Here is a 24,691-nt window from a genome sequence, read left to right as displayed (position 1 = left end):
ACACTACTATATATACCATAAATTGAAAAATTACAGATTGAGTTGAAATTCGAAGGAAATAGGCGAAAATAGCCACGTTTCCTGCGCTAAATTACGTACAGTTTAAACTGTACGTAATTTTTAAACTTATACAATAGGATTTATCGTTTGAACTTTATATTGCAAATAGGTTACAGTATATAAGTCGCTGTAATAAAGTACGTTGGCCTGTACTACTAATGAACAATTTAAGCTAAGAGGTGAGAGATGTGCCGATCATTGAAGTTAAAGACTTATCTAAAATCTTCGGAAAGAATGCGAAAAAGGCAACGAAGTATTTAGATAAGGGTTTATCTAAAGAAGAAATATTAGAAAAAGCCGGAAATACAGTAGGCGTGAACCGAGCTTCCTTTAATGTAGAGGAAGGAGAAATTTTCGTCATCATGGGTCTTTCCGGAAGTGGTAAATCTACTTTAGTCCGTCTAATTAATAGATTAATTGAACCGACTGAAGGAAGTGTTTTGATTAATGGGGAAGACCTAGCTAAAATCGATAAGCAAAAATTACGAGAAGTACGTCGTCAAAAATTAAGTATGGTGTTTCAGCGTTTTGCTTTGTTTCCGCATCGGACGATTTTAGAAAATGCGGAGTTTGGCTTGGAAGTCCAAGGTGTGGATAAAGACGAAAGAAAGAAAAAAGCTCAAGAATCCTTAGAAATGGTAGGGCTTGGCGGATATATTCATCAATTTCCAGTCCAGCTTTCTGGCGGAATGCAGCAGCGTGTGGGGTTAGCGCGTGCGCTTGCCAATGACCCAGAAATATTACTTATGGATGAAGCTTTCTCCGCGCTTGACCCGCTTATTCGAAAAGAAATGCAGGATGAGCTGTTAGAGCTTCAAGAATCGATGAAGAAAACTATTCTTTTCATTACACATGATTTGGATGAGGCATTAAGAATTGGCGATCGTATCGCATTAATGAAGGATGGACGTATTGTTCAAATTGGAACACCTGAAGAAATCTTAGTTAATCCTGCAAACGATTATGTAGAGAAATTCGTCGAGGATGTGGACCGCTCGAAAGTATTAACGGCTGAGCATGTCATGAAGCGTCCGGAAACGGTCGACATCGAGAAACACGGTCCGAGAACAGCGCTTGAGAGGATGCGTAAAGAAGGGCTTTCTAGTATTTATGTTACAGATGCGAAAAGAAATCTTCACGGATTTGTGACAGCTGATGATGTTTCCGAAGCAGCTAAAAAAGAACAAAGAGATCTAAAATCGATTTTGCGTAAAGATGTGCCACAGGTTAAAAAAGACACGTCAATGCAAGAAATCTTTACGATTATTCATGATGCCCCAGTACCTGTTGCTGTTATTGAAGATGGCAAATTGATCGGGATTATTGTTAGAGGAACAGTCATTGCAGCATTAGCTGGAAATGAGGTGAATTTAAATGAAACTAATTCCTAAACTCCCAGTAGCTGAATGGGTCTCTGCAGCTACAGAATGGACAACAGACACATTTGAATTTTTATTTGACTTTATAAAAGAAGACTTTGGTAATTTTATTGAATTCTTTGCTGAAGGACTGCTAATGGAAATCCCAATTTGGCTGTTTATTGTAGTCGTTGGTTTGCTATCCTTCTTTGTTTCAGGTAAAAAGTTCGGACTTACAGCTTTTTCGGTAATCGGACTATGGTTTATCCAAAACCAAGAGCTATGGCCAGAGCTAATGAATACATTTACTTTGGTGGTTTTTGCCAGCTTAATATCCGTCATTATTGGTGTTCCATTTGGAATCTGGATGGCGAAAAGTAAAATGATAGAGAGTATTCTTACACCAATTTTAGATTTTATGCAGACGATGCCAGCATTTGTTTATTTAATCCCTGCTGTTGCTTTCTTCAGTATTGGTATGGTTCCAGGTGTATTTGCATCCGTTATTTTTGCAACACCGCCAACGGTTCGCTTTACAAACCTGGGTATTCGTCAAGTTTCACATGAACTAATTGAAGCATCTGATGCCTTTGGTACAACAGGATTCCAAAAGCTTTTTAAAGTCCAGCTCCCTATGGCTAAAAAAACAATTATGGCAGGAATCAACCAAACCGTTATGTTAGCCCTATCCATGGTTGTAATTGCTTCAATGATTGGTGCGAAGGGACTTGGTCAAACAGTTATAACAGGTCTTCAACGTGCTGAAGTCGGAACAGGCTTCGTTGCGGGTCTTGGGATAGTTATCCTAGCTATTATTATTGACCGCTTCACACAAAACTTAAACACTCAGCGTGGAGATCAAGCTTAATAAATTGTGTTAGTAAGAGGTTAAAAAGGCTGGTCTCAGTCTTTTAACAATAGATAACTTTATAAAGGGGAGAGGTTTTAATGTTTAATTTAGACTGGAAGCGTCTAGGAATTACTGCAGGACTTTCACTTACTCTTGTAGCTGCAGGGTGTGGATCATCTGAAGAAGAGGCATCTACAGATACAAGCGGTGGAGAAGATAGTGAAAAAGCAAGCTATGGAGAGCAATTGGATTATACAATTACTGGTATCGAAGCAGGTGCTGGTGTTGTAGCAGCATCACAGAAAGCTGTTGAAGAATACGAAAGCCTCGCAGGGTGGGAAGTTGCAACTTCTTCTTCAGGTGCTATGGCGACGGCTCTAGGTGATGCGATTGAAAATGAAGAACCTATCGTAGTAACTGGCTGGTCTCCACACTGGAAATTCGCAAAATATGACCTGAAATATCTTAAGGACCCTAAAGGCGTATTTGGGGAAGCAGAGCAAATTAAGACAATGGTTCGTCAAGGACTTGAAGAAGATAAGCCGAATGCCTATAAAATTCTTGATGCATTTCAGTGGACTGGAGAAGATATAGAGAACGTGATGCTAGAAATTAATGACGGTGTTGCCCCGGAAGAAGCTGCAAAAGCATGGATCGAAGAGAACCAAGATAAAGTAAGTTCTTGGACAGAAGGTACAGAAACAGTTGATGGTACTGAAGTGGAGCTTGTTTATGTAAATTGGGATACCGAAATAGCATCAACAAACGTGGTCGCAGAAGTATTGAAACAGCAAGGATTTGATGTAACGATTACACCACTGAATAATGGGCCAATGTGGGAAGCTGTTGCAGAAGGTGAAGTAGCAGGTATGGTCGCGGCTTGGCTACCAGCCACTCACGGTGATTTATATGCAGAATATAAAGATAGTCTAGTTGATCTAGGTGAAAATCTAGAAGGGGCTAAAGTTGGACTTGTGGTTCCATCTTACATGGATGTGGATTCAATCGAAGACCTGCAGCCAAAGGAGTAATGGAGTCATAAATAAAAAGGCTGCACACAGCAATAGGTTTGTGTGCAGCCTTTTGTATATAAAAAAACAACCCAATAAAAAGGAGCTGAACCTTTTTGGGTTGTTTTTATTAAAAATATCAAGAACTTTATTGGTGATTAATGACTTCATGACTAGGCTGTGTGTCGGTATCTTGCTCTGCCTTTGCCTTTTCCTCAAGTTCTTTTAGGCTTTCTTCAATCTGTTCAAGGTATTTTTGAATATTTTTTTGGTGAGGTTCAACCGTTTGCTTCCAGCTTTCAATGGATACTTTCACATCCTCAGAAAGTTCCTTGATCAGTTCAGCACCTTCTTTGGAAGTTTGAGCAATTTGATCTTTTAACTGCATTCCTTCCTCTTTTAAACTCATAATCGTTGTTTTTAGATTTTCACTTTTAAGTTTGGCGTTTTCACGGAAGTCACGTCCAGATGATGGTGTGTTAAATAATGTATAGGCAGCGCCAGTGACCCCACCCACGATCATTCCGAGTACAAGCGATTTTGCGTTTGGCATAAAAAATCCCCTTTCGTATCAAGTTCCTACTTATTATTTTCTCTTAATATGTACGATTGAAACCTAAATTAATGAAAATGTTTAAAAAAGAGTGTTTCTTAGAGAAAAAGACCACTACAAAAGATGTAGCGGTCTTTGTAATTTGGCATGATTGAGTAGCTACTAGCCGGATCTATGGTTGTACAGGAACAGATGGATTGATCTGTGTCCGCTTCATAATCCGTTGTGCAATTGGATAAATAACTACCATAACGATCGTATTCACCGCAGCTGTAGGTAGCACAATAGTGGCAAACATAACCGTAAAGCTTGCATCCATAAGTCCGATAACGAATAGGACACAGCTTAAGAAAATAGTACCGCTTATGATCGTTCCGACTGCTGTAAGAACAGGTGCAACTGCTTTCTTAAGCAACTTACGTAGTGATAGATACAAGCCAAAGAATGCTAAAGCAGTTAAAGGTTTATCAATTAAGTTAGCTAACTGACCTCCTGGAACGGTTGTGGTTAAGGCTGAAATAAAGCCGGTTGCGACAGATAGAATAATGACATATTGAAGTTTAGGAAAAAGCATAATTCCTAAGAACATCATGGCAAGCATCATATCCGGACGCATCCCCAAGAAAAACGGGGGGACAATGGCATGCAGTACTGCACCAATTCCAACAAGTAACGATAGCATAACTAATACACGTGTATTCACTTGAACATCTCTCCTCATCTCTACTCATCTAATCTATAATTTACTCCTCAGACGTATCTTTTTGACCGCCTGCAAAAGCATAGCCTTATTATAGCAAAAAACAATGGGAATGCAAAGTCTTCACTTTGCCTATTTCTGAATATTTTGATTAATTTGCTCAGCAATGGATTGCAAATCTTCGTTGGTATAATCTTCTGTATGAACCGTCCATTTTGGTTCAAATCCATCCTCAGCACCATAGCGGGGAATAAGGTGGATATGTAGATGAAAAACAGATTGTCCGGCAGGCTCTTCATTATTGTTTAACAGGTTTAAACCGATAGGCTGAAAGGATGTCTTAATCGCACTGGCAATCTTAGGTACTCGTGCGAACAATTTTTCGGCTACACCTGATTGAGTATGATAAATGTCCTTCGTATGTTCTTTAGGAATAATGAGCGTATGACCCTTTGTAACTTGGCTAATATCTAGGAAGGCATACACATCTTTATCCTCATACACCTTAGCCGACGGGATGTCACCGTTAATAATTTTGCAAAAAATACAATCATCTACTTGTGTCATAACATTCACTCCTTGGTATCATTTGTATAATTGTATCATAATTTAAGGTGTTTTAACGATATCCGTCCCTCTATAGTAGAAAGATGCAAGCCTTAAGAAAAGTGTGATAAAATTTGTGAAGAATGTACGCAAATGAAAAGAGGGACGACAATGAAATCATTGTTACATATCGATAACCTTCACGGTGGTTACACGCATAAAAACGTACTGCATGGAATTTCGTTTGATGTTTTTCCAAGAGAGATCGTCGGATTAATTGGACTTAATGGAGCGGGGAAGAGTACGACGATTAAACATGTCATCGGAATGATGCAAGCTAAAAAAGGTAAAGTAGCAATCAATGGGACAACTTTCGAAGAGAATCCTGAAAATTACCGCCAGCAACTGGCCTATATCCCTGAAATGCCGATTCTGTATGATGAATTGACATTGTATGAGCACTTGCATTTAACAGCAATGGCTTACAATGTGCCAGAAGAAACTTTCAAGAAAAGGCTTGATCCGTTATTGAAAGAATTCCGGTTAACACGGAAGCTCAATTGGTTTCCTGTCCATTTTTCAAAAGGGATGAGGCAGAAGGTTATGATTATGTGTGCCTTCCTTATTGAACCAGAGCTCTATATCGTTGATGAACCGTTTGTTGGGCTTGATCCACTTGGGATTCAATCCTATCTTCAACGGATGGATGAAATGAAGGAAAACGGCGCTGGTATATTAATGTCTACCCACATATTAGCGACAGCTGAGAAATACTGTGATCGGTTTATTATTTTGCATGATGGTGAAATACGAGCGATGGGAACGTTAGATGAGCTTAGGAAATCCTTTAACAAACCTGGGGCTTCCCTGGACGATATTTATATTGAATTGACAAAGGAAGAAGACGATGATTAATGCGAAGGAATTTTGGAGTCACCGCTTCCAGGATCATATAAAGGAAACAAGTCGTTACTTGCGCTATATTTTCAATGGTCATATCGCCATTGCTATGGTTTTCTTTGTTTCAGCCTTAGCTTATTACTATCAGCAGTGGCTCATGCAGCTTCCTGAATCGTTTCCAACTGCATGGGTTGTAGGGATAGCTTTTGGCCTCATTGCCAGTTACAGCCCTGTTCGCACCTTGTTAAAAGAGCCGGACTTAGTATTTCTGCTGCCAGCGGAGCATCAGCTGGGTGATTATTTTAAACGCTGCTTATACTATAGCTTTATCATCCAGCTTTATTTGATTTTTCTAGTTGTCGCTGCACTCGGCCCATTATATTTTGCATCATACCCTGAGCTTGGAACACGACATTATTTAATGATGATTGCTGTCATTCTCGTTGCAAAAGTATGGAACATGTTAGCGAACTGGTGGATGTTAAAGGAACGCAATGCAAATATCCGTATGGCGGATCAGATAGTGAGAGAGGCAATAAGTATTCTTCTCTTTTATTTTCTAGCTAAAGGAGAATGGGTCTTCGCAAGCATCGTGACTGTTTTACTCGTTGCCATGATGCTGTATGGTTACTCTCTTTCTAGAAAAAAAGCTGGACTAGCGTTTGATTTACTCGTAAGTAAGGATCAAGCCAGGATGCGGACTTTTTATCGAATAGCCAATATGTTCACGGATGTACCTCATTTAAAAAACAGCGTCAAAAAGAGGCATCCACTTGTCCGTTTATTGTTAGCTCCAATTAGCTATCGTCAGAATCAAACCTTTACTTATCTGTATCGAATCACGTTTGTTCGAAGCAGTGATTATTTAGGAATGTACTTACGGTTAGTAGGAATTGGTGGACTAGCGATTTGGTTTGTACCGAATGTTTGGATGAAAGTGGCCTTTGCTATTTTGTTCCTTTATTTAAGTGCCTTTCAGATGATGTCATTGTGGAATCATCATCGTACTATTGCCTGGCTTGATTTATACCCGGTAAAGTCAGAGTGGAAGCAAGTAGCGATGCTTAATGGTCTTAAGCAGTTGATGATCGTTCAGACTGTTTTATTTACCGTGTTGTTTATTATCCAGACGAACTTTTTAGGTGCTTTACTCGTAATGGTAGGTGGCACCCTATTCAGCTTTGCTTTTATTCAAGGCTATGTGAAACAAAAATTGGTGTAGTACGGTTCCTTGCTGGGGGCCGTATTTTTATAAAACAGGGGGATTGTTGGATGAGTTATGAAGCACAAGTGTATAAGGAAGCATTGAGATGGAGTAAGTCGATAGAAAAGCGTTCTTCTATCATTCAACGATCGTCAAAACGCATTCAATCATCGATCAACGATAGAGTTCCTGAGCGCATCCATACGATCGTTACGGAGAGTATTCGTAAGATGATTGAGCTTGCGCTAACTTCCTCGCAATATATTCACCCCATAGAGATCAAAGAATCATGGACATTCAAAGAGCGGGAGGAGCTTGTGAAGGAACGACTCAAACAGTATAAAAATACAGCTTCATGGGAAGGAGCGGGCACGGGATTCGGAGGGTTCTGGCTTGGAGCTGTAGATTTCCCGCTTCTATTAAGCATCAAAATGAAGTTTTTATTTGATACTGCCCAATACTATGGTTTGAACGTAGATGACTATGAGGAACGGGTCTATTTGCTACATGTATTTATGTTAGCTTTTTCAAGTGATCAGGAAAAAACAAAGGTGAGGGACATTGTACTGAACTGGAGAGAAGTACCAACAGAGAGAAGAAGGATAGACTGGAGAACACTGCAAATTGAATACCGTGATACGATTGATCTTGCAAAACTATTACAGCTCGTACCGGGGTTTGGGGCCATCGTCGGTTATGTGGCAAATAAAAGGTTTCTTGAGCAATTAGGGGAGACGACAATGAATGCCTATCGTCTCCGGCTGTTGCAAAATTAGCTGTTTTGTTCTTGATAAGAGCGGTAGGCTTGAATAAGCGTTTTGGCTGCATGAGGGAGGGCGCGTTCATCAAAATTAAATTTCGGATGGTGATGAGGGTAGGTGTGATCAGGTATTTGTGCGCCCGTAAAGTAATACGCGCCTGGTTTATTTTCTAAATAATAGGCAAAATCCTCACCCGCCATAGATGGATCGACTTCCTCTGTTTGAAGAGAGGAGTCTGCCTTTCCTGCTTCTTGTAAAATCAAGTCTGCTTGTTCAGGATGATTGATAACAGGAGGATATCCTTTCTGATAATCGAATTGGTAATCTGCACCGTTACCTATGCAAGCACCTTTGATCAATTTCTCCATTTCCGCTATGATCACTTCTTGTACTTCAGGATTAAATGTGCGAACAGTACCTGTTAATGTGGAGGAATCCGCAATAATGTTAAATGTTTGTCCGGCTTCAAACGTTCCGACAGTAAGTACGGCTGTATGAAGGGGATCCACTCTTCTGCTCACTACTTGCTGTAAAGATGAAACAAGCTGGGAACCAATGACAATGGCATCCTTTGTTAAATGGGGTTGAGCTCCATGGCCACCTTTGCCCTGGATTTTAATCGTGAAACTATCAGTGCCTGCCATAAAAGGCCCCTTAGAAGTTTGAATCGTACCAAGCGGCGCTGTCGCCCATAAATGAGTACCGAACACGGCATCTACATCATCAAGCACTCCAGTATCGATCATCGCTTTTGCACCGCCTGGAGGAAGTTCCTCTGCATGTTGATGTATGAAAACAACTGTTCCAGGAATCTGATCCTGGAAAGGGAGAAGTGCTTCGGCTAATCCTAACAGAGATGCCGTATGTCCATCGTGACCACAGGCATGCATGACACCATCATTTTTAGATTTATAGGCTACATCATTTTCCTCTTGAATAGGCAACGCATCAAAGTCTGCTCTTAATGCCACTTTCCTTCCAGGCTTTCCACCTTTTAATGTGGCAACAATACCGTTTCCACCTACATTCCTTTCGTATGGAATGCCCAGACGTTTGTATGTATCTGCTATAAAAGAAGCGGTTTCCGATTCATGAAAAGAAACTTCGGGATGTTGGTGTAAATATCGTCTTGTTTTCACCATATTTTCGTATTGGCTGTCAATTGCTTCAAAAAGAGAATCCCACATTTTGTTTTTCCTCCTTCTCAATTAGTAGTATGATAATCAATATACCAAATGATTCTGACAAATAAAACTAAAATAAGCTCACCGCACATGCGGCGAGCTTATATACTTATTGTTTATTAGTGTAAACGAGAATCTTGGAGCAGACGGTCAATCTCTTCCATGTGGCCTGTCTCATCTGCAATCAAATCGTCAAGCTTAATGGAAAGCTCAGTTAGCCCAAGCTCCTCTGCCTGTTCTTTACGCACTTCGTAACGTTTAATTGTATCATACTCAGAATTTCTAGCTTCAACAAGCATCTCTTTTACCTCTGATAAAGCTTTCACTTCAGCTGGAGTAGTTGTAGGCGTGCCGCCAAGTGTACTGATTTTTTCAGCTAAGTAAACAGCATGTCCCTGTTCATCAGCGACTTCACTTTCAAAAAATGGCTTGAGCACGGAACGATAAAGCCCGGATACAACTGCCGCATTATATGTGTACATAATTGAAGCAGCATATTCGTGAGCCAAGTCTTCATTTAATCCATCGATTAGTTTCTTCATTTTTTCATCCATTGATTATCATCCTTCCAGGTAAAAAGTTGTCTCCATTTAGTTTTATTCCCTGATCCTCACTCTTTAAACGTTAAAATGAATATTTCTATCTCTGTCCCGGGGCGGAGATAAAAAGCTGCCTTAGCTCGTTTACATGTGAAAATAACGTGAAAGGTTGTTTTTTCTGATTTAACTGTTTTGTTTTCAAAGCGATACCTTGTATAATGGCTTATGGAGAGAGGAAGAGGGGACGATTAATATGAATAAGCAAGGTGAGACTTTGTTGTTTATTGCATGGGCTCAAGCTCTTGTAGCTACGATGGGGAGTTTGTTTTTTTCGGAAATCCTTGGATATACACCTTGTGAACTTTGTTGGTATCAGCGAATTCTCATGTATCCATTAATCATTATTTATGGTGCTGCCTTAATTAAAAAGAAAAAAGAAATTGCTTTTTCCGGCCTGATTCTTAGTGGGGTGGGCATGTTTGTCTCAATTTACCACTATTTGATACAAAAGGTGCCGGCCTTTCAATCAGCAGGAGACTCGTGCGGGGTAGTTCCATGTAACGCAGAATACATAAACTACTTTGGCTTTATTACCATCCCCTTTTTAGCGGGAACAGCATTTATTATTATTTTTGTTAGTCACGTAGTAATGATTCGTCAGAAAGGGGAAAATAGCTAATGAAGAAAAATATGATTATATTTGGGACGATATTAGTCGCTCTGCTTGTTGTGCTTGCCTTTGTCGTCAACTATCAAAACTCTCAGAAAGCAGAAGGTAATCCATACGGGAAGAGTAATTTGGAGCAGGCTACCATCGAACAGTTGGATGATCCAAATTATCAAAATCAGATTCTACCAGATGAACTGGAGAAACAAATTAATTCAGGTGAACCTACAACGGTTTACTTTTATAGTCCTGAATGTGTCCATTGTCAACGGACAACTCCTGTCTTGGTGCCAATCGCACAGGAAATGGGAATAGATATGAAAAAGCTTAATCTTCTAGAATTTTCTAATCAGTGGCAAGAATACGGGATAGAGGCTACGCCCACCCTTGTCCATTATGAAAATGGGGAAGAGGTCGCGAGAATCGTGGGATCACAGGAAGAGGCAACGTTCAAAGACTTTTTCCAACAGGAAGTATTGACTAACACATCTGAACAGCAATAACAAAAGTGAGCGACAGAGATCGCTCACTTTATTTATAACTATTGGTTTATTATTGTTCGAGTTGAACCATCTGATATTTAGTAATATAAGGTTTGCCATCGATGAAGGAAGGCTTTTCTTTATGTTTGGGTCCAGAGTTTTGATGGGCTTGTTCAAAAGCTTGCGAATTCTTCCAATCCTCAAAGCTTTGTTGATTTCGCCATTGTGTGAATACAACATACGTATTCCCCTGCACTGGACGTAAAATTCGAATAGCCTGGAATCCATCCATTCCCTCGACAGATCCTATTCTTTTCTTAAAACGATCCTCAAACAAGGGACGGCCTTCATCAGAAACAGGGATATTATTCATAACAACGTAGCCTGTGTTTTGCAGATTACCCGCAGAATCAACGATCTCATACTCACGGCCTTCTTCAAATACAGAAGGTTCACTTCCTTCGTAATAGGCTACTGTTTTGTCCTGATCCTGCATAAACAAGAGATTTGCTTCTTTATGCTGCTTATCTAGCTTTGCTAAATAGTTTAATGTACCATTTGTCATAGATACTTTCATATAGAAATGTCCCCTTTCCTGCATTACTTTAAGTGTAGCAATTGGACAGTACGGACCGCAAGTTTTAACGTGATGAGAAAGGATGCACAAGGTGTGAACATCAAAGAATATTTAAAAGATCGCCCACAATGGCTAAATACCTTTAAATGGCCAGCAATAGCTTTGGGTTCAATATTTTTACTGGCTTTACTAGGATATCTATTTATTGTGTTTGGCGGAAGGTTTGTCGTCTCAGAAAAAGACCTTATTTTGGATGCGGCGACAACAGTGGAGACAGTTGAAGGTGAAGTGATTGAACGGATCTATACAGAGAACCGTATGTTAGTAGATATTTCGCAGATACCTGAACACGTGCAGCAAGCGTTTGTTGCCATTGAGGACAGCCGCTTCTATGAGCATGCAGGTGTCGATTTTAAGTCCGTATTAAGAGCTGTATATCGTGATATCATTACTATGGATAAAGTAGAAGGCGCCAGCACGATTACCCAGCAGCTAGCAAAGAACTTATTCCTGTCCAATGATAAGTCATGGATGAGGAAAACAAAAGAAGTCATGGCAGCCATATATTTAGAGAGAAACTTTACGAAGGATGAAATTTTAGAATTGTATTTGAATCGGATTTATTTTGGCAATGGCGCGTACGGGGTCGAAGCAGCTTCGCAAACATATTTTAACAAATCTGTTTCTGAACTAACCGTACCCCAAGGTGCATTGCTTGCTGCTTTACCTAAAGCACCTAACAATTATTCACCTTTTGAAAACCCAGAAAGAGCAGAGGACCGTCGAAATATCGTTCTCTCTCGGATGGAGGCAATAGGGGTGATTGAGGCTGAGAACATGGTCAGCTTACAAGGAGCGACGCTCGGAGTCGAAAAAGGTACAGGAGAAAGTGAAACGTGGTCAAACAGTTATGTTGATTTAGTTATTAAAGAAGCAGCTGAGCAGTACCATTTGTCCCGTGATGAATTGAAGCGCGGAGGATACCGTTTAATTGTGAAAATGAATCCCGAAATACAGGAAATGGCTGCTGCAGAAATGAAAAATGGAGAATTTGTACCTGGTTCAAAAGCGGAGGTAGAAGGTGCATTTACGCTTATGGACAATACAAGCGGAGCTATCGTTGCGGCGGTTGGCGGGAGAGACTTTAGGCATGGAGATTTGAATCGCGTTACGATTAAGAAACAGCCAGGGTCAGTCATAAAGCCTTTGGCTGTATATGGCCCTGCGTTAATGAGCCCAACCTATATCCCTTATTCACTGCTTGTTGATGAAAAGCGATCCTATGGAGAATATTCACCTAGTAACTATGATGGGAATTATACCGGGCTCACTTCTCTTTATCAGGCACTCGTCGATTCTAAAAACGCACCTGCTGTCTGGTTACTTGATCAGATCGGTATTTCCTATGCCAAGGAATACCTGGATGCACTTGGTTTGCCAACGGAAGATCGAGGGCTATCGATAGCTCTAGGGGGATTATCTAAGGGGTATTCTCCTTTGCAGCTGACAGAAGCTTATCGAAGTTTTGCCCATGAAGGAGAAGTGACAAATGCGTACACCATACAGCGGATTATAAACCGTAACGGTGAAATAATTCATCGTCATGAGCAAAAAGAGAAGCAAGTATTCAACAAGCAAACGGCCTGGCATATGACAGAAATGCTTGAGACAACTGCTTCTGAGGGTACAGCAAAAGCAGGAAGCTATCCTAAAGCATTAGCAGGGAAAACGGGGACACAGCAGCATCCAACTGTTAATGGCGAAAATAAAGAAGTATGGTTCGCGGGTTATACCCCTGAGTATACTGGCACACTATGGATGGGGTACGACCAGTCAGGCGAAGACTACTATTTGACGGGCGGGAGCTCCTATCCAACTAAATTAATGAAATCAATCCTTACAAGAGTAGGCCATCTGCAAAACCTATCAGAAACTTTTACAAAACCAGAAGGTATGAAAAGGTTGCCAGAACCAATTATTCTTCCGAAAGTAGACGATGTAGAAGGTTCGATTGGCTTTGGCGGAATTGGAATTATACGCGGGACTCTCAGTTGGACACCTGGCGAAGATGATCGGGTTGTTTATCGAATCTATCAAGGTACAGGGGAAAAAAGAACGTTAGTTGACGAAGTGACCGGGAAAGGTGAATACCATGTAGGAGTACTAGACGTTTGGGATCATCCTACATTTGTTGTCGTTCCTTACGATCCGCTTACAGGACTTGAAGGGACACCATCCAATTCTGTTACGCTTGAATGGTAGTTCGAAAAACGTACAAAATGGTGACAAAAGGTTCGTTTTTCTATACACATTGATGATTAAAAAGTATAGTGGAAAATGGATGATCAATGTTCGTGTATAAGAAGAGCTTCAGAAAGTCACCAAATAATAATTGGGACCTTTTGAACTCGTGCTATAAAGGAGTAGTGAATGATGAATAAAGAATGGAATGATACGATTTTAAAGGCTTTTAGAGGAGAGGAGACAGACTATACTCCTGTCTGGTTTATGCGCCAGGCCGGACGTTCTCAACCAGAATACCGTAAATTGAAGGAAAAGTATTCTTTGTTTGAGATCACCCATCAACCCGAGTTGTGTGCCTATGTCACACGCCTGCCTGTGGAACAATATGGAGTAGATGCGGCGATCCTTTACAAAGACATCATGTCTCCGCTTCCTGCGATTGGTGTGGATGTTGAAATTAAAAGAGGGATTGGCCCGGTCATTCATAATCCAATAAAAACCAAAGCAGACATTGCCAAGTTGGGGACGATCGACCCCGAAGCAGATGTTCCCTATGTACTGGATACGATCCGTCTGCTGACAAGAGAACAGCTGAATGTACCGTTGATCGGCTTCAGCGGTGCTCCGTTTACGCTGGCAAGCTATATGATTGAGGGTGGCCCTTCTAAGAATTATAATAAAACTAAAGCGCTTATGTACAGCGACCCTGAGTCGTGGTTTAAGTTGATGGATAAACTAGCTAACATGGTGATCACTTATGTACGTTCTCAAGTAGCGGCAGGGGCACGTGCCATCCAAATCTTTGATTCTTGGGTAGGTGCCCTTAATGAGGCAGATTATCAAACCTATATTAAACCAGTGATGGACATCATCTTTAGTGAATTAAAATCCGAACAGGTTCCTCTGATTCTATTTGGTGTCGGGGCAAGGCATTTAGTGCAGCAATGGAATGACCTGCCGATCGATGTACTTGGTCTTGATTGGAGACTATCCGTGACGGAAGCCCGCGCGATGGGGATAACAAAACCCTTGCAAGGGAACCTGGATCCTTCCATTCTGCTTGCAGACTGGAATGTTATTGAAGAACGTACAAAGCAGATTATTGATGAAGGCAAACAACATCCAGCCCATATCTTTAATTTAGGACACGGTGTTACTCCTGACATTACACCTGAAACTTTAAAACGACTCACACATCTTATTCATGACTACTCAAAATCTTAAGAGGTGAAAGACTAATGGCAAAAAAACAAATGGGGCTTCTCGTCATGGCTTACGGAACCCCTTATAAAGAAGAAGATTTAGAACGTTATTACACACATATTCGACATGGCCGTAAACCAACTGATGAAATGTTGCAGGACTTGCGAGATCGCTATGATGCGATTGGCGGTATTTCTCCATTAGCACAGATTACACAGGATCAGGGGGAAGCACTTGCGAATGCATTAAATGAAATGCAAGATGATATTGAGTTCAAACTATACCTAGGTTTAAAACATATTGAACCATTTGTAGAGGATGCTGTCGAACAAATGGCGAAGGATGGCATAGAGGAAGCGGTGTCCCTTGTACTAGCACCACACTACTCAACGTATAGCGTGAAATCCTACAATGGACGCGCGAAAGAAGAAGCGGCCAAGCATAATATCCAAATCAGTTCCGTTGAAAGCTGGTATGAGGCACCCGGCTTTATTGAATTCTGGAAAGAGAAAATTCTTGAACAGTACGCAAAAATGGACGAGGGAGAGAAAGATAAAGCTTGTTTAGTCGTGTCAGCACATAGTTTACCAATGAAAATATTGGATGGCGGCGATCCTTATCCTGACCAACTGAAGAAAACCGCTGAACTCATCTCTGAAGCAACAGGAATTACACAATATGAGATTGGCTGGCAGAGTGAAGGGAACACACCAGATCCGTGGCTGGGTCCTGACGTTCAAGATTTAACGAGAGACTTGTATAGCGAGAAGGGGTATAGATCGTTTGTCTACGCTCCAGTTGGATTTGTCTCCGATCACTTAGAAGTGTTGTATGACAATGATTATGAATGTAAAGTCGTTTGTGAAGAGCTTGGAGCGAATTATTATCGTCCAGAAATGCCAAACACTCATCCGACTTTTATATACACGTTAGCTGGTGTAGTCATGCAAAAAGTGAAAGAACAGGTGTAACAGATGTCTCAAACAAAAAAAGTAATCATAGTAGGCGGCGGAATCTCCGGATTAACCGCTGCTTATTATTTACAAAAAGAAAAAAAACAACATCAACTGCCCTTGGATGTGCAACTGATCGAATCTACCGAGCATTTAGGTGGGAAAATAAGTACACTCAAACATGATGGGTACACCATTGAGCGCGGTCCTGATTCCTTTTTAGAACGTAAAAAGAGTGCAATGAGGTTGGCTCGCGAAGTAGGGATGGAAGACCAGCTCGTTCCAAATGGTACAGGTCAATCTTACATTTTAGTCAATGAAAAGCTTCATAAAATGCCTAAGGGGTCTGTGATGGGCATTCCTACAAGAGTTCGCCCCTTTCTATTTTCTGGCCTTTTTACGCCAGCAGCCAAAGTGAGGGCCGCTTTCGACTTAGCTAAGTCCAAGCAAACCGCAGAAAACGATCAATCACTTGGGTTGTTCTTTAGACGCAGATTAGGCAGCCAAGTCGTAGAAAATTTAATTGAACCACTCCTATCAGGGATTTATGCCGGAAATATTGATGACTTAAGCTTGCAGGCGACCTTCCCCCATTTCTATGAACTAGAACAAGAATACGGGAGCTTAATTAAAGGGTTAAGAAAAACAAGAACGCTTCCACCTAAAAAAGCGAAGAAGCCAAGCATGTTTCGGACAATGCGCGATGGCCTTGAATCTCTTGTCGAAGCAACAGCTGACCAGTTAGAGTCAGGAACGATTCGTAAAGGTTTGCAAGTCGACCATATCGAGAAGAAACAGGGCTATTATTATCTTCTCTTAAGTGATGGAACCGTAGAAAAATGTGATGCTGTCGTCATTGCGGCACCATTTTTTGCAGCCCAGCGCATGCTGTCTCAGTATTCATTCATGGATCCCTTTAAGAAAATGAAAGCTACATCTGTGGCTAACGTGGTCATGACCTTTGATCAATCAGCTATAAAGAAGGATATTGACGGTACTGGTTTTGTCGTATCCAGAAACAGCAAGTTCAGAATCACTGCCTGTACATGGACACATAAAAAATGGCCACATTCTACACCAGAGGGAAAAGTTATGCTTCGCTGCTATTTAGGGAAGCCGGGTGATCAGGAAGTTGTTGATTTATCTGACGAGGAAATAATTGAAATAGCCTTAAAGGACTTAAATCAAACGATGGATATTACAGCTAAACCTGAGTTTTCCCTCGTAACCCGCTGGTATAATGCCATGCCGCAATATTTCGTTGGTCATAAAGAACGCTTGAATGAAGTGGAGGAACACATGCGAAATGAACTTCCAGGGATTTATTTAGCAGGGGGTTCTTATAATGGCATTGGTCTGCCAGACTGTATCGATCAAGGTGAAACGGCTGTACAAAACATACTACAACATTTAAATATGAAGACAAGCTAAACGGCTGCGACTAAGCAGCCATTTTTTATTGTAATGGAAGAATGTAAGAAATCGAAAGGAGGCTGGAGGTCGACGATGGTAATAGACTTTGAACATGCTCTCCATCCCTAACCTAGCACTACGCAAGCGCTATATTCTTGCATCTTTTGGAATCTGTTAGTATGCTTTGTTGTGAAAGCGATTTCAAAAAAGGAAGTCTTGCAGGGGGAATTATATGGCTACGATTGAAGATGTAGCAAAATTAGCGGGGTTATCAAGAACCACTGTATCCCGTGTCATTAATGATCAGCCTTACGTTACAGAAGAAAAAAAGAAACGAATTATACATGCAATGAAAGACTTAGGTTACGTGCCGAATTCATCAGCGCGCAGATTGCGTAGTCAGCGAACGGAAACTATTGCCGTATTATTGCCAAGAGTTACGAATCCTTTTTTCGGCCACCTAATTGAATCGTTGGAAAAAGAAGCCTCGAAATCCGGCTATCAGGTAATCGTTTGTCAAACACATGATAAAAAGCAAAAAGAAATCGATTATTTACAACTCTTAAAAACAAAGCAAGTCGATGGGATTGTGATGGCATCATTGACCAATGATTGGGAAGATGTGGAACCCTATCTTACTTCAGGACCGATTGTGTTATGTAATGAATATATGCCCATTAATGGGGTGTCCATGATTCACATCGATCATAGGCAAGCAGCCTACGAGTCTACCGTGCATCTGATTCATCAAGGTTGCAAGCACTTGGCCTATGCGAGTGGTGGACACAAAACATATCTCGCTTCAGAACGCAAAGCCGGATTTTTAGTGGCCTTAGCTGAATATGACCTGCCTTTTGAAATGGGTATGGAGATCGACTGGGCATTAGACGTAAGTGATGGTCAGAAAGTTTTTCAGTTTTTAAAAGAAAACCATCCCCATGTTGATGGGATATTTACAGGTTCGGACGAAGTAGCCGCCGGAATTATTTATGCCGCCAGCCAGTCTAATTGGACGATACCTAATGATCTCGCTGTCATAGGCTTTGACAATCAGATGCTTTCTTTACTTATGGTCCCAGCCGTTACGACAGTGGAACAGCCGATCGAAGAAATGGCTGCTAAAACAGTCGAAGTTCTAGTAAGGAAAATGAGTGATAAACGATCGTGCCAAAATAGCTGCTTTATCTATCCATACCAATTGATCATTCGAGATTCGACAAAGCGTCATTCTGTTTCTTCTTCCGCACAATTATAGTGCGGTTTTTTTATGCTTTAAACAATTGTTGGAGAAGGAGAAATTGAGTTAGGGGAGAATCTTTCGGAGTTTAGACAGAATCATCGGAATTATGGTTAGAATCTTTCTGGATTTGGTTTGAATCCTCAAGTTTGTGGAAGAATCCTGAGAGGTTTGGGTAGAATACTTGAGAATTAGGGAAGAATCATTGAGGGAGCATTTGAAACTCGAGTAGAGCGTGGCGAAGTCCGGTCGAATATCAAGCTTCTTGTGGGAAATGAGTCAAAAACCAACGATCTCACTACGGGTAAGGCAAAAAAATAGCAGCTTATTTCAGCTGCTCAAAAAAGAGGATGTTCCAATCATTCTATTGTGTGGAATACTATCTTTAACGAGCAGGTGAGTTACATTCATCGCACAGATTGCCGTAGCAGTCTGCTTGTTCCTGAATGACATTGCCGCAACTCGCACACTGTTTTTTCGGAAGGTTACGGAAGAATTCAAGTACGTTCATCATGAAAAATCGCCTCCAATTTATTGATTACTATCATTGTATTATAACAATATGCAAAAATCAACATTCTGTTATAAAACAATTAATAAATAGGCGAAAAGTTATAAGGAGTGAGAAAATGAAAATTACCGTGATTGGATATTGGGGTGGCTATCCTGCTGCAGGAAGTGCCACATCGAGTTATTTAGTGGAGAAAGGTAACTATACGTTATTAGTGGACTGTGGAAGTGGGACGTTGTCACGATTGCAACAATTCAAAAAAGTTACAGATTTAGATGCTGTGATTTTATCTCATTATCATCATGATCATATAGCTGATCTTGGTGTATTACAGTATGCTTGGCTCGTGCAAAATTCAGTAGAGCAAACGAAGAAGACTTTGCCCATTTATGGACATTCAGAAGATGTGGCATTTAGTAAGCTATCCCACCAATATACAGACGGCATTGCTTATCACCCAGAGGAGACCCTTCAATTAGGACCTTTTTCTATAAGTTTCTTAAAAACAACTCACCCTGTTCCTTGCTATGGTATGAGGATCTGTGATGGGACAGATACTTTTGTTTATACAGCTGATACAAGTTATAGCAGGGAGTGGATCCCATTTGCAAAAGGAGCAGATTTATTAGTTACAGATACCAATTTTTATAAAGGAATGGATGGTAGCGGACCGGGGCATATGACAAGTGAGGAAGCGGCTACGATTGCAAGCCAAGCAAATGTTGATACCCTTTGGCTAAGCCATCTTCCCCATTTCGGTCAACACACCCGTCTGAAACAAGAAGCGGAAGATTTTTTTCACGGGACGATTCAGTTAGCGACCGAAGGATTAACTTGGGGAGAAGGTACTCAATAAATTGTTAAATCGTGTCGAATTGCGTACAATAGGCATTGGGTAAAAAGTTGGAAAGGATGATTGTATGCTAGTAATCAATCATGATGTGGAAAGTAATGATCCCCACATTAATTTAGCGGTAGAGGAATACGCTCTGAAAAATTTAGATATTAATGAGACGTATCTACTTTTTTATGTTAACAAGCCTTCTATTATCATCGGAAAAAACCAAAATACAGTGGAAGAAATTAATACGAATTATGTAGAAGAGAATGGAATTCATGTCGTTCGCCGTTTATCTGGAGGCGGAGCAGTCTACCACGATCTTGGCAACTTGAGTTTTAGTTTTATAACTAAGGATGACGGAGATAGTTTCCACGACTTTGCCAAATTCACAGAGCCGGTAACAGAGGCTTTGAACAAGTTAGGAGTGGCAGCGGAACTGTCCGGTCGTAATGATATCGTGGTGAACGGTAGGAAAATATCAGGTAATGCGCAGTTTACAACGAAAGGCCGTATGTTTAGTCATGGTACGTTAATGTTAGATTCTGAGATCGAGAACGTCGTTTCGGCCCTCAACGTTAAAACTGAAAAGATTAAGTCAAAAGGGATCAAGTCGATCCGAAGCCGCGTAGCCAATATTTCTGAATTCCTTGAAGAACCGATTACGATAAAAGAATTCAAAAACCTTATCATTCGGTATATATTTAATGTTGAGGACGAAAAAGAGGCGCCCTACTATCAATTAACCGAAAAAGACTGGGAAGAAATTCATAAGATTGCTGATGAGCGCTACAATAATTGGAATTGGAACTACGGAAAATCACCTAAGTTTAATATCCAGCATACGAAACGGATCGAAGGAGCAGGCAGCTATGATATTCGTTTAGATGTTGCAAAAGGATATATTCGTAATGCCAAAGTTTACGGGGATTTCTTCGGAATAGGAGATATTGCCGACATTGAAAATAAGTTGATTGATATTAAGTATGAACGCCAAGCGATTTCAGGTGCTTTATCAGATGTGGACATTTCTCATTACTTAGGCAAAATTACAAAAGACGATTTTCTGGACATGGTGTATTAATGGAAAATGGGACCGGCGTCATTTGACGTCGGTCATTTTATTATGAAAGATTTGCTTATTAATTTTCTGTATTTTATAATAAAGTTGAATATTTTCAAAAAATAAAATGAATGAATAGTCATTCATAACAAAGGGGAGCAGCAAATGAATTTAAGTGATCAACTGTCTGCCGCAGCTTCAGAGAATCCATCTAAGGAGGCTTACATATTTCATGGAGAAGGGGTAAGCTATCAGGAGTTTGATGGATCTGTTACTAAATTTGCTTCAAGTTTAGAGAAACTTGGTTATGGTGAAGGAGACCATATAGCCCTTGTCAGTGGAAATAGTCCGTCGTTTATGATCGGTCTGTATGGAGCCTTGAGGGTGGGGGCTACAGTAATTCCGATTAACCCTACTTATACGGCTGAAGAAATGAAGTATATTTTAAAAAATGGTGACGTGAAAGCTGTTATGACGATGGATGTGCTGATGGAAAAATTTGAGAAAACGGACGAAGAACTAACGATCTCTCATTATTTTGTAGCTGAAACGGAGATGGGAATTGGAGAGTCTTTATTATCTGATAAAATGAAATCGTTTACAAATACAATTAATGAGGGTGAAATAACTTTTCAAAAGCCTGAATTAAAAGAAGAAGATGTGGCTGTTATTTTGTACACTTCAGGTACTACCGGAAAACCGAAAGGGGCCATGCTTACTCATAAGAACCTTTATTCCAATGCTAAAGATGTAGCTGATTATCTGCAGTATACTCGTGAAGACCGCGTCATTGCCACACTCCCTATGTTTCACGTGTTTTGTTTAACGGTTGCCCTCAATGCTCCATTGATGAACGGGGGAACAGTGCTCGTTGCACCGAAGTTCTCACCACAGGAAATATTCGAGCTGGCAAGCAGTCAGAAGGCAACTGTGTTTGCTGGTGTGCCCACAATGTACAACTATTTAGTTCAAACAGGTGCCAATCAGACAGATACGTTTAAAAATATACGGATTTGTGTTTCGGGAGGAGCCTCCATGCCAGTTGCCTTGCTGAACAAATTTGAGGAGCAGTTTAATGTACGAGTTTCTGAAGGATATGGCTTATCAGAAGCGTCTCCTGTTACAGCATTTAATCCACTTGATCGTCCACGTAAGCCCGGGTCAATTGGAACAAACATCGTTAATGTAGAAAATAAAGTAGTAGACGAGCTTGGCGAGGAACTGCCACCTGGGGAGGTAGGCGAGTTAATTGTTCGCGGGCCAAATGTAATGAAGGGATACTATAAGCTGCCTGAGGAAACTGCTGTAACGCTCCGTGAGGGCTGGCTTTACACAGGCGATATGGCTCGTGTAGATGACGAAGGCTATTTTTATATTGTCGATCGTAAAAAGGATATGATCATCGTTGGCGGTTACAATGTTTACCCGAGAGAAGTAGAAGAGGTGCTCTATAATCACCCGGATATTTCTGAGGTAGCAGTGGTCGGTACTCCAGACCCAAATTCTGGAGAATCTGTCATTAGCTTTGTTGTATCAAACAATCCATCTCTGAACGAATCAATATTAAAAGAATATTGCAAAGAATATTTAGCAAAATATAAGCAGCCGGCAAGAATTCACTTTATGGAGGAATTACCGAAGAACACTACAGGGAAGATTCTAAGGAAAAACTTGCGTGAAAAGCTTACACAGTCATGAATGGAAAAAGATTTAAAATTGTAATATCGTGCTCCACCGAAAGAGGTTAGCATGTCATTATCTAGTAATAACGCAATGGCTTGCGGTCTTCCGCAAAACTTTTTCGGTGAAGAGAAGAAAAAGATATATTACAATAAAAATTAGATAAGCGATCGCGCTTATTTATTACACAACATTTATGGCTCTTAGTCATAATTGGATCAGTAATGAACTTACTGATGAGTGTACACTATGAAGGAGCTATAATTGATATAGTTTTTTCATACAATTAATTCCCTCACTCAAAAGTTAACCAGTCGTCTCAATTGGCCAATGCCCAAACCTTGGAGCATTGGCATTTTTTTGTTCTTTTTTTGACTAGCGAAAGCTGCTCAGATAGGAAAGACTAATCAATTGCCTTTGGTTCGAAAAGGTCACCCCGCTGTGCTGCTTCATTATGCTAAACATCCTTCTGCGATTTTCTTAGCCTAACTAGGCTTTTTGTACGTAATCATAAATTCTTCATTCGTTAAATAAAAGTCTCTTTCTGGACGATCTGACAGTAATCCCAAACCTTCAAGCATAAAATAGCTTACTTTTTTATAAGGATCTCCTTCAATGATTGGAGGTTCTTGTGTTAGTTGCATATATTGATCTACTGCTTGTTGAACTCTATCTAAGTCGCGGGCTAACTGTTGATTTTCTTCGGTGAATAATTCATAGGTTTCACGTGACATGTAATAACGTTTTTTAGGGATTCCATCCAGATAAGGGGACAGCAGTTGATAATCTAATGTTAGATCACTCTTAATTAATACACTTAACGGGATTTCACTTGGTTTATGATCTGCATACATATGGACCGCCTTACGGACTTCACCCAATGATAAGTCTTTCACTTTGGGAGTATCGTCTTTATTGGACTGATCTTTCTTTTGCTTTCGTTTCCACATTTGTTCGTCCCCCTTTGAAAAATTTAATCTCACATAATAAAAGTACCCCTTTTAAAGGTTTTCTACTCGCATTGTGATAGTGATTGAGCGAGGGTAAAATAAAATTGTTAATTTTTAAATAATTTTAGACTTTTTGATCGTTTTCTGGTAGATTTAAGGAGAGGAAGTTATTACTTCCATTTATGTGATGGAAAAGTCGCATTAAAACCAGAAAGGGAGTAGAGAAAATGGATTATGTTCAAACAAGAGAATATGAGGTGAACCCCCAGACTATGGCTCTGATTGCTAAATATGATGAGCATGGGCAGGTTATTACAGAAGTTATTGAAAGTGGGGGACGGTTTGATTTACCTTTCTATCCAGGTCATATCATTGACCAGTCCTGTCGTTATTTTGCCAGCAGTCTGGAAGGTCGTATGGCAGGTACAAAACAAGTAGCAGGATTTACCCATAAGCCTCCTATTGTGATTTCCCAGAAGATGGGCATGTATTTCTTCCCAATAATCTCCCCGAAACGAAAAGAGTGCTCTTGGATTGCACATAAGTACATTCGGAATTATGACCCAGCGATGGATCATACCACGACCATTCACTTCGTCAACGGCGTTTCCGTTAATGTTCCTGTTTCTGAGGGGATGATTGCTAACCAAATCCAGCGGACTGCACAATTTCGATTCACTCTTGAGGACCGCTTAAGCAATTTCCCAACGCCACAGTCTCTTGCTTCTCAGGCTGAGAGGATTGCTGAGAATTTTGGATAAGCTCAAATAGAATGTTTTCCACCTTTTTTCTAATAGCTGGATTAAAGTAATTACGTTTTTCTTCATAGCCATGTGCTAAGAATAAAAAAGAAGTAAATGAATCATTACGTCCTGATTCGACGACTTGCAGTTTTCGATGGTTCATTTGAGTTCTCAGCTTCTTTCTTTCTTCTCTAGCTTCAAGCTCCATTTTACTAAGCAGTTCCATATAAGGCTCCTTAATTTTAAACAGTCCCTGTTCAAAATGTTTACGATCCTGACGAATGACGGCAATGGCCATCGTTAAAAATAAATAGCGTGAAGCAATATCCAGTTCTTTTTGTTTTAAGTAACGCATGATGCTCCCCTCCATATAAGAACGTTTGTTCCCTTTAGTATATCATGGTTTTTGAAAAAGTATGCAAGAATATTTTTCAAAGGTTAAACTTGGGAATGAAGGAGAAACTA

General features: G+C 40.4%; 26 protein-coding genes. 17 read left to right on the top strand and 9 right to left on the bottom strand.

Annotated features, from left to right (window positions below):
- Positions 1 to 248: 248 nt before the first annotated feature.
- The 3 genes from proV to MUO15_RS06875 all read left to right on the top strand — a co-directional run bounded on the left by proV (position 249) and on the right by MUO15_RS06875 (position 3,299).
- Entirely contained in the window at positions 249 to 1,451 is a 1,203-nt protein-coding gene (proV, locus tag MUO15_RS06885) for a glycine betaine/L-proline ABC transporter ATP-binding protein ProV (RefSeq protein ID WP_245034661.1), read from the top strand.
- Entirely contained in the window at positions 1,435 to 2,286 is an 852-nt protein-coding gene (locus tag MUO15_RS06880; protein ID WP_245034659.1) for an ABC transporter permease, read from the top strand. The genes proV and MUO15_RS06880 overlap by 17 nt, the downstream gene beginning before the upstream one ends.
- Before the next feature lie 80 nt (positions 2,287 to 2,366).
- Positions 2,367 to 3,299: a glycine betaine ABC transporter substrate-binding protein gene (locus MUO15_RS06875; protein WP_245034657.1), complete on the top strand. Its 933-nt coding sequence runs from the start codon at positions 2,367 to 2,369 to the stop codon at positions 3,297 to 3,299.
- A 127-nt stretch (positions 3,300 to 3,426) separates the two neighbouring features.
- On the opposite strand, the gene MUO15_RS06870 is transcribed toward MUO15_RS06875, so the two are convergent.
- From MUO15_RS06870 to MUO15_RS06860, 3 genes are all read right to left on the bottom strand, one after another.
- Positions 3,427 to 3,831, bottom strand: a complete 405-nt coding sequence (locus tag MUO15_RS06870) for a YtxH domain-containing protein (RefSeq protein WP_245034655.1) — start codon at positions 3,829 to 3,831, stop codon at positions 3,427 to 3,429.
- Between the two features lie 172 nt (positions 3,832 to 4,003).
- On the bottom strand, positions 4,004 to 4,534 hold the full coding sequence (locus MUO15_RS06865) for a tryptophan transporter (protein ID WP_245034653.1): 531 nt from the start codon (positions 4,532 to 4,534) through the stop codon (positions 4,004 to 4,006).
- 129 nt (positions 4,535 to 4,663) lie between these two features.
- A complete protein-coding gene (locus MUO15_RS06860; RefSeq protein WP_245034651.1) occupies positions 4,664 to 5,098 on the bottom strand; it encodes an HIT family protein in 435 nt (144 codons plus the stop codon).
- 150 nt (positions 5,099 to 5,248) lie between these two features.
- Here MUO15_RS06860 and MUO15_RS06855 point away from each other — a divergent pair, with 150 nt between their 5' ends.
- From MUO15_RS06855 to MUO15_RS06845, 3 genes are read left to right on the top strand one after another with little or no spacing between them, the layout of a single operon-like run.
- Entirely contained in the window at positions 5,249 to 5,992 is a 744-nt protein-coding gene (locus MUO15_RS06855; RefSeq protein WP_245034649.1) for an ABC transporter ATP-binding protein, read from the top strand.
- Positions 5,985 to 7,199 (top strand): ABC transporter permease, encoded by a 1,215-nt coding sequence (locus tag MUO15_RS06850; RefSeq protein WP_245034647.1) that lies wholly within the window; start codon positions 5,985 to 5,987, stop codon positions 7,197 to 7,199. The genes MUO15_RS06855 and MUO15_RS06850 overlap by 8 nt, the downstream gene beginning before the upstream one ends.
- A 50-nt stretch (positions 7,200 to 7,249) precedes the next feature.
- On the top strand, positions 7,250 to 7,957 hold the full coding sequence (locus tag MUO15_RS06845) for an EcsC family protein (RefSeq protein ID WP_245034645.1): 708 nt from the start codon (positions 7,250 to 7,252) through the stop codon (positions 7,955 to 7,957).
- On the opposite strand, the gene MUO15_RS06840 is transcribed toward MUO15_RS06845, so the two are convergent.
- A complete protein-coding gene (locus MUO15_RS06840; protein ID WP_245034643.1) occupies positions 7,954 to 9,129 on the bottom strand; it encodes a M20 metallopeptidase family protein in 1,176 nt (391 codons plus the stop codon). The two genes, MUO15_RS06845 and MUO15_RS06840, sit on opposite strands and share 4 nt — an antisense overlap.
- 116 nt (positions 9,130 to 9,245) lie before the next feature.
- Positions 9,246 to 9,680 (bottom strand): ferritin-like domain-containing protein, encoded by a 435-nt coding sequence (locus tag MUO15_RS06835; protein WP_245034641.1) that lies wholly within the window; start codon positions 9,678 to 9,680, stop codon positions 9,246 to 9,248.
- Between the two features lie 238 nt (positions 9,681 to 9,918).
- On the opposite strand from MUO15_RS06835, the gene MUO15_RS06830 reads away from it, so the two are divergent.
- Positions 9,919 to 10,344, top strand: a complete 426-nt coding sequence (locus tag MUO15_RS06830; RefSeq protein ID WP_245034639.1) for a disulfide oxidoreductase — start codon at positions 9,919 to 9,921, stop codon at positions 10,342 to 10,344.
- The gene (locus MUO15_RS06825) at positions 10,344 to 10,835 is read left to right on the top strand and encodes a thioredoxin family protein (protein ID WP_245034637.1); all 492 of its coding nucleotides are present in this window, start codon (positions 10,344 to 10,346) and stop codon (positions 10,833 to 10,835) included. Before MUO15_RS06830 ends, MUO15_RS06825 begins: the two co-directional genes overlap by 1 nt.
- A 49-nt stretch (positions 10,836 to 10,884) precedes the next feature.
- Here the strand turns inward: MUO15_RS06825 and MUO15_RS06820 are convergent, their stop codons facing one another.
- Entirely contained in the window at positions 10,885 to 11,391 is a 507-nt protein-coding gene (locus MUO15_RS06820) for an antibiotic biosynthesis monooxygenase family protein (RefSeq protein WP_245034635.1), read from the bottom strand.
- 93 nt (positions 11,392 to 11,484) lie between these two features.
- On the opposite strand from MUO15_RS06820, the gene MUO15_RS06815 reads away from it, so the two are divergent.
- From MUO15_RS06815 to MUO15_RS06795, 5 genes are all read left to right on the top strand, one after another.
- On the top strand, positions 11,485 to 13,653 hold the full coding sequence (locus MUO15_RS06815) for a transglycosylase domain-containing protein (protein WP_245034633.1): 2,169 nt from the start codon (positions 11,485 to 11,487) through the stop codon (positions 13,651 to 13,653).
- A 171-nt stretch (positions 13,654 to 13,824) separates the two neighbouring features.
- The gene (gene hemE / locus MUO15_RS06810; protein ID WP_245034631.1) at positions 13,825 to 14,859 is read left to right on the top strand and encodes a uroporphyrinogen decarboxylase; all 1,035 of its coding nucleotides are present in this window, start codon (positions 13,825 to 13,827) and stop codon (positions 14,857 to 14,859) included.
- 14 nt (positions 14,860 to 14,873) lie between these two features.
- On the top strand, positions 14,874 to 15,809 hold the full coding sequence (gene hemH, locus MUO15_RS06805) for a ferrochelatase (RefSeq protein WP_245034629.1): 936 nt from the start codon (positions 14,874 to 14,876) through the stop codon (positions 15,807 to 15,809).
- Positions 15,810 to 15,812: 3 nt separating this feature from the next.
- Positions 15,813 to 17,222: a protoporphyrinogen oxidase gene (gene hemY, locus MUO15_RS06800; RefSeq protein ID WP_245034627.1), complete on the top strand. Its 1,410-nt coding sequence runs from the start codon at positions 15,813 to 15,815 to the stop codon at positions 17,220 to 17,222.
- Between the two features lie 214 nt (positions 17,223 to 17,436).
- Entirely contained in the window at positions 17,437 to 18,459 is a 1,023-nt protein-coding gene (locus MUO15_RS06795; RefSeq protein WP_245034625.1) for a LacI family DNA-binding transcriptional regulator, read from the top strand.
- 367 nt (positions 18,460 to 18,826) lie between these two features.
- On the opposite strand, the gene yhfH is transcribed toward MUO15_RS06795, so the two are convergent.
- Entirely contained in the window at positions 18,827 to 18,955 is a 129-nt protein-coding gene (yhfH, locus tag MUO15_RS06790; RefSeq protein WP_245034623.1) for a protein YhfH, read from the bottom strand.
- 115 nt (positions 18,956 to 19,070) lie between these two features.
- Here yhfH and MUO15_RS06785 point away from each other — a divergent pair, with 115 nt between their 5' ends.
- From MUO15_RS06785 to MUO15_RS06775, 3 genes are all read left to right on the top strand, one after another.
- On the top strand, positions 19,071 to 19,808 hold the full coding sequence (locus MUO15_RS06785; protein WP_245034621.1) for an MBL fold metallo-hydrolase: 738 nt from the start codon (positions 19,071 to 19,073) through the stop codon (positions 19,806 to 19,808).
- A 64-nt stretch (positions 19,809 to 19,872) separates the two neighbouring features.
- A complete protein-coding gene (locus MUO15_RS06780) occupies positions 19,873 to 20,874 on the top strand; it encodes a lipoate--protein ligase (RefSeq protein ID WP_245034619.1) in 1,002 nt (333 codons plus the stop codon).
- Between the two features lie 144 nt (positions 20,875 to 21,018).
- Positions 21,019 to 22,551 carry a fatty acid--CoA ligase family protein gene (locus MUO15_RS06775; protein ID WP_245034617.1) on the top strand — a complete coding sequence of 511 codons (1,533 nt, stop codon included), beginning with the start codon at positions 21,019 to 21,021 and terminating at the stop codon, positions 22,549 to 22,551.
- 467 nt (positions 22,552 to 23,018) lie between these two features.
- Here the strand turns inward: MUO15_RS06775 and MUO15_RS06770 are convergent, their stop codons facing one another.
- Complete coding sequence (locus MUO15_RS06770) at positions 23,019 to 23,483, bottom strand: DUF3939 domain-containing protein (RefSeq protein ID WP_245034614.1); 465 nt, start codon at positions 23,481 to 23,483, stop codon at positions 23,019 to 23,021.
- 227 nt (positions 23,484 to 23,710) lie between these two features.
- Here MUO15_RS06770 and MUO15_RS06765 point away from each other — a divergent pair, with 227 nt between their 5' ends.
- On the top strand, positions 23,711 to 24,244 hold the full coding sequence (locus MUO15_RS06765) for a competence protein ComK (RefSeq protein WP_245034612.1): 534 nt from the start codon (positions 23,711 to 23,713) through the stop codon (positions 24,242 to 24,244).
- Here MUO15_RS06765 and MUO15_RS06760 read toward each other — a convergent pair.
- Positions 24,159 to 24,581 (bottom strand): YhjD family protein, encoded by a 423-nt coding sequence (locus tag MUO15_RS06760; RefSeq protein WP_245034610.1) that lies wholly within the window; start codon positions 24,579 to 24,581, stop codon positions 24,159 to 24,161. The two genes, MUO15_RS06765 and MUO15_RS06760, sit on opposite strands and share 86 nt — an antisense overlap.
- Between the last annotated feature and the right edge of the window lie 110 nt (positions 24,582 to 24,691).

This window comes from Halobacillus amylolyticus, from assembly GCF_022921115.1.
GTDB lineage: Bacteria > Bacillota > Bacilli > Bacillales > Halobacillaceae > Halobacillus_A > Halobacillus_A amylolyticus.
This window is presented reverse-complemented; position numbering and strand designations above follow the sequence as displayed.